The sequence below is a fragment of the Actinophytocola sp. genome, from assembly GCF_035634895.1.
GTDB lineage: Bacteria > Actinomycetota > Actinomycetes > Mycobacteriales > Pseudonocardiaceae > Actinophytocola.
In genome coordinates this window covers 46,864-57,374 of sequence record NZ_DASQCC010000001.1, presented here as the reverse complement: position 1 = coordinate 57,374, position 10,511 = coordinate 46,864, and the positions used below count along the sequence as shown (strand labels likewise).

13 protein-coding genes are annotated in these 10,511 nt (G+C 71.2%); 7 read left to right on the top strand and 6 right to left on the bottom strand.

All coding sequences use genetic code 11. The annotated features are described in order from the left end of the window. Positions 1 to 90: 90 nt before the first annotated feature. Together VET29_RS00300 and VET29_RS00295 are read right to left on the bottom strand one after the other, a co-directional pair. Positions 91 to 876: an enoyl-CoA hydratase-related protein gene (locus tag VET29_RS00300; protein WP_324913003.1), complete on the bottom strand. Its 786-nt coding sequence runs from the start codon at positions 874 to 876 to the stop codon at positions 91 to 93. A gap of 11 nt (positions 877 to 887) precedes the next feature. After that, positions 888 to 1,682, bottom strand: coding sequence for a PaaX family transcriptional regulator C-terminal domain-containing protein (locus VET29_RS00295; RefSeq protein ID WP_324912999.1), 795 nt, complete (start codon positions 1,680 to 1,682; stop codon positions 888 to 890). 161 nt (positions 1,683 to 1,843) lie between these two features. Here VET29_RS00295 and VET29_RS00290 point away from each other — a divergent pair, with 161 nt between their 5' ends. From VET29_RS00290 to VET29_RS00280, 3 genes are all read left to right on the top strand, one after another. Continuing rightward, a complete protein-coding gene (locus tag VET29_RS00290; RefSeq protein WP_075136168.1) occupies positions 1,844 to 2,011 on the top strand; it encodes a DUF3117 domain-containing protein in 168 nt (55 codons plus the stop codon). A gap of 44 nt (positions 2,012 to 2,055) precedes the next feature. Next, positions 2,056 to 3,555 (top strand): leucyl aminopeptidase family protein, encoded by a 1,500-nt coding sequence (locus tag VET29_RS00285; protein WP_324912992.1) that lies wholly within the window; start codon positions 2,056 to 2,058, stop codon positions 3,553 to 3,555. Positions 3,556 to 3,682: 127 nt separating this feature from the next. Continuing rightward, positions 3,683 to 4,582, top strand: coding sequence for a S1 family peptidase (locus VET29_RS00280; protein WP_324912990.1), 900 nt, complete (start codon positions 3,683 to 3,685; stop codon positions 4,580 to 4,582). A gap of 44 nt (positions 4,583 to 4,626) precedes the next feature. On the opposite strand, the gene VET29_RS00275 is transcribed toward VET29_RS00280, so the two are convergent. The 3 genes from VET29_RS00275 to glgA form a co-directional block, all read right to left on the bottom strand. After that, on the bottom strand, positions 4,627 to 5,067 hold the full coding sequence (locus VET29_RS00275; protein WP_324912987.1) for a GtrA family protein: 441 nt from the start codon (positions 5,065 to 5,067) through the stop codon (positions 4,627 to 4,629). Positions 5,068 to 5,140: 73 nt separating this feature from the next. Beyond that, positions 5,141 to 5,665 (bottom strand): GNAT family N-acetyltransferase, encoded by a 525-nt coding sequence (locus VET29_RS00270; protein WP_324912985.1) that lies wholly within the window; start codon positions 5,663 to 5,665, stop codon positions 5,141 to 5,143. 6 nt (positions 5,666 to 5,671) lie between these two features. Then, positions 5,672 to 6,832, bottom strand: coding sequence for a glycogen synthase (gene glgA, locus VET29_RS00265; protein WP_324912981.1), 1,161 nt, complete (start codon positions 6,830 to 6,832; stop codon positions 5,672 to 5,674). A 48-nt stretch (positions 6,833 to 6,880) separates the two neighbouring features. Here glgA and glgC point away from each other — a divergent pair, with 48 nt between their 5' ends. Then, complete coding sequence (gene glgC / locus VET29_RS00260; RefSeq protein WP_324912977.1) at positions 6,881 to 8,101, top strand: glucose-1-phosphate adenylyltransferase; 1,221 nt, start codon at positions 6,881 to 6,883, stop codon at positions 8,099 to 8,101. A 41-nt stretch (positions 8,102 to 8,142) separates the two neighbouring features. Further along, positions 8,143 to 8,394, top strand: a complete 252-nt coding sequence (locus VET29_RS00255) for a hypothetical protein (protein WP_324912974.1) — start codon at positions 8,143 to 8,145, stop codon at positions 8,392 to 8,394. A 12-nt stretch (positions 8,395 to 8,406) separates the two neighbouring features. On the opposite strand, the gene VET29_RS00250 is transcribed toward VET29_RS00255, so the two are convergent. Further along, positions 8,407 to 9,057, bottom strand: a complete 651-nt coding sequence (locus VET29_RS00250) for an O-methyltransferase (protein WP_324912970.1) — start codon at positions 9,055 to 9,057, stop codon at positions 8,407 to 8,409. Positions 9,058 to 9,210: 153 nt separating this feature from the next. On the opposite strand from VET29_RS00250, the gene sigE reads away from it, so the two are divergent. Together sigE and VET29_RS00240 are read left to right on the top strand one after the other, a co-directional pair. Beyond that, the gene (gene sigE, locus VET29_RS00245; RefSeq protein WP_324912968.1) at positions 9,211 to 9,855 is read left to right on the top strand and encodes an RNA polymerase sigma factor SigE; all 645 of its coding nucleotides are present in this window, start codon (positions 9,211 to 9,213) and stop codon (positions 9,853 to 9,855) included. After that, positions 9,852 to 10,451, top strand: coding sequence for a zf-HC2 domain-containing protein (locus VET29_RS00240; protein WP_324912965.1), 600 nt, complete (start codon positions 9,852 to 9,854; stop codon positions 10,449 to 10,451). Before sigE ends, VET29_RS00240 begins: the two co-directional genes overlap by 4 nt. Positions 10,452 to 10,511 lie beyond the last annotated feature (60 nt).

Below are 10,511 nucleotides of genomic sequence, written 5' to 3'. Positions count from 1 at the left end.
TGCCTGGCTGGTTGCAGCGGGATTGGCGCCCTGGGGTGTAAGGGATTGGGAGCTGACCGCTGAGGACTCGGCGGGCGGCAACGGCTTGGGTCAGTGGCCGGTGAAGGTGGGGGTTCGCTTGGCTATGAAGGCGTCCACGGCTTCTCGGTGGTCCGTGGTCGCGCCCAGGGCCGACTGGGCCGCGTCCTCCTCCGCCAGGGCCTGTTCCAGGTCCGTGCCCGCCGCCGTCAGCAGGGCCTGCTTGATCTTGGCGTAGCCGGTCGTCGGGCCCGTTGCCATGCGGGACGCCAACTCCTGGGCCGTGGACAGGGCCTCGCCGTCGTCCACCACCTCGGTTGCCATGCCCATCGCCACGGCCTGTTCCGCCGTCACCGGCTTGGCCAGCAGCATCAGTTCCATGGCCCGTCCGTAGCCGATCAGCCTTGGCAGCGTCCATGACGCGCCCGAGTCCGCGGTCAGGCCGATCGTCGCGAACGCCATCAGGAACTTGGCCGAGCGGGCCACGATGCGTAGGTCGCACGCGTACGCGAACGACGCCCCGGCCCCCGCCGCCATGCCGTTCACCGCGGCTATCACCGGCTTGGGCATCGACGTTATCGCCCGGACTATCGGGTTGTAGTGCTCGGCCACCGTGCGGAACGGCGCCGGGTCGTCGGACTGCAGGGCGGCCACGTGCTCCTTCAGGTCCTGGCCTGCGCAGAACGCCTTGCCGGCGCCGGTCAGGACCACGGCGCGTACCGCCGGGTCGGCCACCGTGTCCGTCAGCGCGTCGCGCAGTGCCTCCTTCAGTTCCGCGGTCAGGGAGTTGTATGCCTCCGGGCGGTTCAGGGTGAACGTGCGTACCCCATCACTGTCGTCCACCAGCAGCGACGTCACCTACGGCCTCCTCAGGCGCTCGACCTCGTCCTCGTGCCCCGGGTGAGGCAGTCGGTCAGATAGCTCTCCGCGGCCGGAGCCAGCCGCGCCGTGTGCTTGTCGAAGAACTCCGCCGCCACGGTGCCCGGCCAGTCCGGCGGCAACACCGGTGCGGGCAGGCCCGGGTCGCGGAACAGGAACTTTCGCCACGCGTGCAGGAGGCGCTGCGACGCCGCGAAGGCCTCCGCCGGCCCCGAACCGTCCACTGCGGACACGACGGGTAGCCACTCGGTCACGAAGACGGCGTAGTCGGCGCCCAGTGTGTCCAGGTCCCAGGCCCGTGCGGCCAGTTCCTTGTCGTCGCCCTCGTGCTCGCCGTGGAACACCCGCGCCGGCACGTCCTCCAGGATGTCCGTCAACTCGGCGGACGGCCGTGGCGCCACCCACGTCGTCGGGCCCAACGGTCCGTAGCCGATCAGTCGCAGGGAAGAGTCGAGCCTGTCGCGGTAGCCCCGGTTCGGGAGCTCCTCGAGCACCAGCACGTGCCAGCGGCCGTCCCATGTGGAGGGTCGGGTGCGGTAGATCCGCGAGGCGGCCTCGTCCAGGCGGCGTTCGGCTCGCCTGGTCAGCGCGTAGCCGGGGCCGTCCGGCAGCCTGACCGGCCGAAGCCAGTCCTGTCGCACCATTCTGGACACGGCCGTGCGGATGGCCGGCGCCTCGAAACCGAGCGGCTCCAGCAGCCGTACCAGCGCGGCGATCGTCGCGGAGCCACCTCTGGCTCGGAGGTAGCTGCCGTAGACGTCGAACAGCGCGGAGCGGGCTCGCACGGTTTTCGAGTCTAGTGCGGGTCCGTCGCTCGTCTTGGCCGGTCATCGACACGCAGGTGATCGGTTCGATTTCACCGGCGAGATGCCATAGGGGAGAATGTCAGGGTCTTTGGTCGGGTGGGTCCGGCCAGGGTGGCAGGCTATGACGGAGGGAGCACGCTATGGCGGCCATGAAGCCCCGGACCGGGGACGGTCCCCTCGAGGTGACCAAGGAGGGTCGGGGCATCGTGATGCGCGTCCCACTCGAGGGTGGTGGGCGCCTCGTCGTCGAGATGTCGGCTGAAGAGGCTTCTGCCCTGGGTGACGCGTTGAAGGTCGCCGCTGGCTGACGGGTCCAGAGTGGAGGTTCTGTTCCGTCGAGTATGGAGGTCCGTTGCGAACTTCGGTGCCCGCGATACCGACGGCGCTCCCCGACGTGGAGGTGATTTCCGCACCACGGCGGGCTACGCCGCTCGCCGTGGTGTGCCGGGCCGGCGACGCGGCGCCGGCCTCGCTGTCGGCCAGGGGGGACGAGCTGACCGGCGAGTGGATGCACGCCGTGGCGCTCACCGGCAAGGCCGGTGAGGTTCAGCCGGGTCCCGTCGGGTCGTCGGTCCGCTGGGTCGCCGGGGTCGGGGATGGTGCCCCCGGCCAGTGGCGTACCGCGGGCGCGGCACTGACCAAGGCGCTGAACGCGCGGATCGCGCAGGACGTCGACGCCGGCCGCGCCGCGGAGCGGACGCTGCAGCTGGAGCTGCCGTCCTCGGTCGGGCCGGACGAGATCGCCGAGCTGGTGTGCGGGTTGCGGCTTGGCGGCTACCGGTACGAGGTCACGGCGCAGACGGCTCCGCCCGCCGTGCGGACGATCCGCCTGCTCACCGCCGACCCGGCGCTCGACGCGCCGGTGCGCCGGGCCGCGGTGCTCGCGCAGGCCACGGCCCTCGCCCGGGACCTCGCGAACACGCCGTCGAACATCAAGGACCCGGAGTGGCTCGCGCAGATGGCCGTGCGCACCGCGGGCAAGGTCGCCGACGTCGTCGTGCGGGACGAGAAGTGGCTGGCCGAGCAGGGCTTCGGCGGGGTGCTCGCGGTCGGCGGCGGCTCGGCGCGGCCACCGCGGTTCGTCGAGCTGTCCTGGAAACCCAAGGCCAGGGCGCCACACGTGGTGCTCGTCGGCAAGGGCATCACGTTCGACACCGGTGGCGTGTCGATCAAGCCGGCGGACGGCATGCACCTGATGCGCACGGACATGTCCGGTGGCGCCGCGGTCATCGCCGCTGTGGAGGCGATCGCGCGGCTCAGGCTGGACGTACGGGTGACCGGGCTCGTGTCGTGCGCGGAGAACCACGTGTCCGGGTCCGCCTACCGGCCGGGTGACGTCGTGCGGCACTACGGCGGCCGCACGACCGAGGTCACCAACACCGACGCCGAGGGCCGCATGGTGATGGCCGACGCGCTGGCCTACGCGGTCGACCGGCTCAGGCCCGACCTGCTGGTCGACGTCGCGACGCTGACCGGGGCGATGAAGGTCTCGCTGGGGCTGCGGACCGGCGGCGTGTTCGCGTCCACGGACCTGGTCGCGTCCCGGGTGCTCTCCGCCGGGGTGGCGGCGGGCGAGCGGTGGTGGCGGATGCCGCTCGGCTCGGACCTCGGCTCGGTGGCGGAGGAGTTCGCGGAGTCGGTGCGTAGCCAGATCGCGGACGTGCGCCAGTGCCCGCCGGGGCCGGGTGGCATCGCGGCGGCAATGTTCCTGCGTGAGTTCACGGGTGGTCTGCCGTGGGCGCACCTCGACATCGCGGGGCCGGCGCGGGCCGACCGCAACTACGACGAGGTCTCAGCAGGCGCGACCGGGTTCGCGGCACGTACGCTTGTTGAGTTGGCCGCCCAGTCCTGAACTGGCAACTTTAGGCCCCGAACGGCCGATATCGGACAAACCGCTTAAATACCCAGTTTCATCGGTTGTTGCCCACACCGGGCGACCGTTCCCTCCACCCTACGGGGCGTACGAGGGAGAAATCCTGATGAGACAACTCACCCTCCCAAGGCTGCTCGGCGCCGCCCTCCTGGCGGCCGGCGCGGCCCTGACCATGTCCGCTCCCGCGAACGCGGCACCCACGACACCCGCCGACCCGGCCGCGGCGGTCACCTCGCTCAACACGGCGGCCGCGAGCCGGCCGAGCACGGTGACCGGCTGGTACGTCGACGCCGCGACGAAGTCGGTCGTGGTGTCGGTGCACGGCTCCGACCGGGGCGTGGCCACCTGGGCCGCGGCCGCACACGCGGGCGCCATCACGATCGAGCACGTCGCCGAGGCGCCGAAGCTGCTGTGGAACCTCATCGGCGGCCAGGCCATCTACACGGGCGGTGCACGCTGTTCGCTGGGCTTCAACGCCACCTCCGGCCGCAGCCGGTACGTCATCACGGCCGGTCACTGCACCGCCGCCGGCGCCGGCTGGACCGGAACTGGCGGCACCATCGGCAGGCGTGCGGCCTCGTCGTTCCCCACGAACGACTACGGCGTCATCCGCGTGACGTCCTCCCTCGCCGTGCCGACCCCGCTGGTCGACCGGTACTCGAGCGGAAGTGACGTGACGGTCACCGGCCCGGTGACCGCGACGAACGCACTGGCCGTGTGCAGGTCCGGGTCCACCACCGGCTGGCGGTGCGGCAGCGTCACCGGCGTGAACGAGACCGTCTGCTACCCCCAGGGCTGCGTCTACCAGCTGATTCGCACGAACGTGTGCGCCGAAGCAGGTGACTCCGGTGGCTCGTTGGTGACCAAGCCGGGTTCGGGTTCCACCGTTCGGGCGGTTGGCATGACCTCCGGCGGGTCCGGCGACTGCACCAGCGGCGGCACGACCTACTTCCAGCCCGTCACCGAGGTACTGAGCGTGAACGGTCTCACGCTTGTCACCGGCTGACCTCGACCCGGGCGGGCCGGCCCTCCCCTGCCGGCCCGCCCCGGTCAGCCGGCCAGCGCGAGCGCGGCGTACCTGCGCTCGGCGCTGGCGGCGAAGACCCGGTCGAAGATCGCGAACTTGGCCACGAACACCGGGCCGCTCGCCGCGAGGTAGCTCAACGTCAGCGCCACCGGCTGCCACCCGGGCGACAGCAGCGGCAGGACCAGCAGGTCGGCGGCCGTGGTCAGCGCGATGGACGCCGCGCCGCCGACCATGGTCACCGTCAAGTACGTCGCCAGTTGGGCCCGCAGTTTGCCCGGCGGCCACGCCCAGTGGCGGACCATCAGGAAGTGTGGCACCGAGCCGGCCAGGAACGCGGCCGTGCTCGCGACGGTCGCGTCGAACGGGGTCCACGCGTACAGCACCAGCAGCACCACCTGGCTCAGGCCGGTGGCGATCGCCGACGCCACCGTGAAGCGGGCCAGCCTGGTGCGGGAAGGTGCCATGCGACGACGCTATTGCGCCCAGGCTGAACGGGTTCTCAGGTAGATCCCTGAGTTTCCCCGTAGCAACCCCCGGTCAGGGGGTGAGTCGCCAGATGATGTCCACGCCGTCCTCGCCGGACGTGAGCGGCTCCTGTGGCGAACGTCGCTCCACCTCGGTGAAGCCCAGGCGCCTCGGGACGGCGGCGCTACGGAAGTTCGCGACGTCGGTCACGATCTCGACGCGGCGAACGCCGTTGCGGAAGGCCTCCGTCGCCAGCAGTGACGCCGCTCGGGTCGCGGCGCCGTGGCCGACGAACGACGGGTGCAGCCAGTAGCCGAGCTCCAGCCCGCCCGGGCCGACGCGGTCCATCAGGCTGGCGGCGCCAGCGAGCCGGCCCTGCACGAAGATCGCGTAGTTGTACGCCGCCCCGCTCGCCCAGTCGTCCCGCGCGCTGGCCAGGAACTCGACCGCGGCCTGCGGCGAGTAGCCGTCCGCGACCCATGCCATCCACGGCCGCAGGTGGTCGAGCGACTCCAGGACGACCTGGTACAGGTCGTCCGCGTCTGTCTCGCGCCAGCGACGCAGTGTCACCTCGCCCGCGCCAAGTTGTGCCCGCATGGGTGATTAGTCAAGCACTGACCGGTAGACCGCGACCGTCTGCTCGGCCGCGGACTCCCACGAGAACTCCGTGACCGCCCGTTCCCGGCCCGCCACGCCCATGGCCTTCGCCCGGTCGGGGTCACCCAGCAGGGCGTTCACGGCGTCCGCGAGACCGACCCTGAACGTCGACTCGTCGGCCGCGTCGTAGTGCACCAGCAGGCCCGTCCGGCCGTCGTCGACGACCTCGGGGATCCCGCCGACGTCCGACGCGACAACCGCCGTGCCGCACGCCATGGCCTCCAGGTTCACGATGCCCAGCGGCTCGTACACCGACGGGCACACGAACACCGCCGCGTGGCTGAGGAACTGGCGCACCTCGGCCGGTTGCAGCATCTTCTGGATCCAGAAGACACCGGGCCGGGCGGCTGCCAGCTCCGACACCGCCTCGGTCGTCTCCCTGGCGATCTCCGGCGTGTCCGGGGCGCCCGCGCACAGCACGAGCTGCGCGTCGTGGTCGATCTGGTGCGCGGCCGCGACCAGGTGGCCGACACCTTTCTGCCGGGTGATCCTCCCCACGAACACCACGATCGGGCGGTCCGGGTCCACCCCGTAGTGGCGCAGCGCGTCCGACTCGGTCACCGGGTGGTACGACGACGCGTCGATGCCGTTGCGGACGACCTTCACCCGGTCGGGGTGCAGCGACGGGTAGCAGTCCAGCACGTCGGCCCGCATGCCCTCGCTCACCGCGATGATCGCGTCCGCCGACTCGTACGCCGTCCTCTCCACCCACGACGACAGCCGGTAGCCGCCGCCGAGCTGTTCGGCCTTCCACGGCCTGCGCGGCTCCAGCGAGTGGGCCGTGACCACGTGCGGCATGCCGTGGAGCAGCTTCGCGAGGTGGCCGGCGTGGTTGGCGTACCAGGTGTGCGAGTGCACGAGGTCGAGGCCGTCCACGGCAGCGGTGATCGACAGATCGACCGACAGCGTGCTCAGCGCCTGGTTCGCGTGCTCCATGCCCGGGGCCGGCCGGTGCGAGTGGACACCCTCGCCCGACCGCGGCCCGCCGAAGCAGTGCACGTCGACGTCGACGAGATCCCGCAGGCGAGGCACGAGGAACTCGACGTGCACGCCCGCGCCACCGTAGACCTCCGGCGGCCACTCACGAGTTAACAGCCCGATACGCACGAGCCTCAAGGTAGCCGTACCAGGCCGTACGCCGTTAGGGTCAGCCCCGTGAAGTGGCAGCAGCCGCACGTGCTCGCGATCGTGCTCGCCGGTGGCGAAGGTAAGCGTCTGTGGCCGCTCACGGCTGACCGCGCCAAGCCGGCCGTCCCGTTCGGGGGCAACTACCGGCTGATCGACTTCGTGCTGTCGAACCTCGTGAACGCCGGCTTCCACCGCCTGTGCGTGCTCACCCAGTACAAGTCGCACTCGCTGGACCGGCACATCTCGACGACCTGGCGGCTGTCCAGCGTGCTCGGGCAGTACATCACCCCGGTACCGGCGCAGCAGCGGCTCGGGCCGCGGTGGTACACGGGCAGCGCGGACGCGATCTACCAGTCGCTGAACCTGGTGTACGACGAGCGACCGGACCACATCGTCGTCTTCGGCGCGGACCACGTGTACCGGATGGACCCGGCGCAGATGGTGGAGCAGCACGTCGACTCGGGCGCGGGGGTGACCGTGGCCGGGATCCGCGTGCCGCGCGCGGAGGCGAAGGCGTTCGGCTGCATCGACTCCGACGCCGACGGCAGGATCACCCGCTTCCTGGAGAAGCCGGCGAACCCGCCGCACGTGCCGGACGACCCGGAAGTGACGTTCGCGTCGATGGGCAACTACGTGTTCCGCACGTCGACGCTGCTGGAGGCGCTGCGCGAGGACGCCGCGAACCCCGAGTCCATGCACGACATGGGCGGCGACATCATCCCGATGCTCGTCGGGCGGGGCGACGCGCGGGTGTACGACTTCGACGACAACGCGGTGCCCGGCGCGACGGAGCGTGACCGCGGGTACTGGCGCGACGTCGGGACGCTCGACGCGTACTACGACTCGCACCTGGATCTCGTGTCGGTGCACCCGGTGTTCAACCTGTACAACCACCGGTGGCCCATCCGGACGGCGACGCCGCCGCTGCCGCCGGCGAAGTTCGTCAACTCCGGCAGCGCGGTCGAGTCGATCGTGGGCCCCGGGACGATCGTGTCCGGTTCGACCGTGCGCGACTCGGTGATCAGCGCGGACGTGATGATCGAGGACGGGGCGCTGGTCGAGGGGAGCGTGCTTTTGCCCGGCGTGCGGGTCGGCAAGGGCGCGGTGGTCCGGCGGGCGATCCTGGACAAGAACGTGCAGGTGGCGGAGGGTGCGGAGATCGGCGTCGACCTGGCGGCGGACCGGCAGCGGTGGACCGTCAGTAACGGCGGGGTTGTCGTTCTGGGCAAGGGTGAGCGAGTCGAGTGATTCGGTCCCACTGAGACGGACGGGATGCCTACCCTGGGGGTATGGAGCCACCTGGGGGAGAGAACGACCCGTACCGGTCCGTATGGCAGATGTCGCAGGTCGGCGGGACCGGCGGGCGGCGGGACCGGCGCATCCGGTGGCTGCCCGGGATCCTCACCGGGCTGGCCGTGTTCGTGCCGTTCGGCCTGGTCGTGGTCATGTGGGAGTTCACCGGGGTCGCCGTCGCGGTCCTGATCATCGGCCTGTCGATCGCGGTGACCGTGGGCGGCTACGTGGCGACCGGCGAGGAGTAGGCGAGGAGTAGGTCAGCGGGCCTTCGCCGCCACCAGCAGGCCGTCGCCGAGGGGAAGCAGGACCGGGACCAGGCGGTCGTCGTCGCGGACGATCCTGGCCACGTCGCGCAGGGCGACGGTCTCGGCGTCGCGCCGGGTGGGGTTGGCCACCAGGCCCGACCACAGGACGCCGGCGAACGCGAGCACGCCGCCGGGACGCAGCAGCCGCACGCCCTGCTCGTGGTAGCTCGGGTACTCCGGCTTGGCCGCGTCGACGAACAGCAGGTCGTAGGCCTCCTCGGTCAGCCGGGGCAGCACGTCCAGCGCCCGGCCCATGATCAACCGGGTGCGGCCGGGGGCGACGCCGGCGGCACTGAACGCGCGCTTGGCGGCCGTCTGCCGTTCCGGATCGACGTCTATCGAGGTCAGCACCCCGTCCGTGGCCATGCCACGCAGCAGGTACAGGCCGCTGACGCCCGCGCCGGTGCCCACCTCGACCACGGCCTTGGCCTGCAGTGCGGTCGCCAGGAACCGCAGGGCGGAGCCCGAGCCGGGGGACAGCGGGCCGGCGCCCAGCTGGTCGGCCCGCCTGCGGGCGGCGGCCAGCGCGTCCTCCTCCGGGAGGTAGCCCTCGACGTACGCGTGCACCGCGTCTGAGTCGATCGTCGGCGTATCGGATGCCACGAGTTGTGAGATTAGCGTTGTCGACCCCGGAACCGGGTGATAAGGCCCCGGTCGATTCTCAGGCGCTTCTCAGTCGACTCTCACTAGCTTCACACCAGCACCCGAAATGATCCTGGGTGAGACAACGACACAGGTCGGGGGATGGGGAACACGATGAGCGCGGCACACGTTGAGAAGTTGAGTGGGTTTACCGACCCGGAAGAGGTGGCACAAGCGCCTATGTCTACGCAGACAGCCGACGCCGCGCCCGTCGCCCTCGACGACGCCGCCACGTGGACGCCGCCGTCGTGGGACGAGGTCGTGCGGGAGCACGCCGACCGTGTCTACCGTCTGGCCTACCGCCTGACGGGTAACGCGCATGACGCCGAGGACCTCACCCAGGAGACCTTCATCCGGGTGTTCCGCTCCCTCGCGAACTACAAGCCCGGCACGTTCGAGGGCTGGCTGCACCGCATCACGACCAACCTCTTCCTGGACATGGCGCGTCGTCGCTCGCGGCTGCGCATGGAGGGGCTGCCGGAGGACACCGACCGCCTCGCCGGCGACGACCCGAGCCCGGAGCAGGTCTACGTGTCGAACCACCTCGACCCGGACCTGCAGGCCGCGCTGGACGAGCTGCCCCCCGAGTTCCGTGCCGCGGTCGTCCTGTGTGACGTCGAAGGTCTGTCCTACGAGGAGATCGGCGCCACGCTCGGCGTGAAGTTGGGTACTGTTCGAAGCAGGATCCACCGGGGGCGGCAGGCACTTCGTGCGTCGCTGGAGCGGCGCCGTGAACTCGTAGGGGAGGGTAGGTCGTGACCGACGAGCGCGGTTGGGGTCTGTCCGAACAGCACTTGCTGCCGGACGCGGTGGTGGCGTTCGTCGACGGCGAGCTGACGCCGACGGCCTGCGACCGGGCGTCCTCGCATGCCGCCAGGTGCGGCGCCTGTGCCGCCGAGATCGCGGCGCAGCGGCAGGCGGCGGCCGCCGTCCACGCGGCGAACGCGTTCTCCGCGCCGGCGGGTCTCCTCGCGAGCCTGCGGGCCATCCCGGAGCAGATCGAGATGCCGGCGATGCCCGACGGCCTCGCCGTCACCAACGACGGCCAGCTGGTCGCCGTCCAGCGCCCGGACCGGGTTGCCGCGCTGGGGGGCACCGCCCCGTTGGGCACATCAACCAAGCTCGGCGAGGGCAGCACCGTCCTCGGCCGTAGTCCCAGCCGTCGTGCCGTCCAGGGCGCCGGTGTGGTCGTGTCCGGCCTCGTGCTCGGCGCGCTCGCACTCGCGGCGACGGCCAGCGGCGGTGGCGCCGAGCCGGCGCCGAGGTCCCCGGCCGGCGGCGAACGTCCCGCGGTGGTCGGCGGCAGCATGCAGCAGGTGGGTTACGCGACCCTGCGGTCCGCCAACCGCCGCTGACAGCACAACCCGTGTGAAGTCGCTGTGAGGCGCCTGGCCGGGAACAGAACGCTGACTTCA

Excerpts from the sequence above, each read along its gene's own strand:
- VET29_RS00290 (WP_075136168.1), top strand. The coding sequence starts at position 1,844 with ATGGCGGCCATGAAGCCCCGGACCGGGGACGGTCCCCTCGAGGTGACC.
- VET29_RS00280 (WP_324912990.1), top strand. The coding sequence starts at position 3,683 with ATGAGACAACTCACCCTCCCAAGGCTGCTCGGCGCCGCCCTCCTGGCG.
- VET29_RS00275 (WP_324912987.1), bottom strand. The coding sequence starts at position 5,067 with ATGGCACCTTCCCGCACCAGGCTGGCCCGCTTCACGGTGGCGTCGGCG.
- VET29_RS00270 (WP_324912985.1), bottom strand. The coding sequence starts at position 5,665 with ATGCGGGCACAACTTGGCGCGGGCGAGGTGACACTGCGTCGCTGGCGC.
- VET29_RS00255 (WP_324912974.1), top strand. The coding sequence starts at position 8,143 with ATGGAGCCACCTGGGGGAGAGAACGACCCGTACCGGTCCGTATGGCAG.
- sigE (WP_324912968.1), top strand. The coding sequence starts at position 9,211 with ATGAGCGCGGCACACGTTGAGAAGTTGAGTGGGTTTACCGACCCGGAA.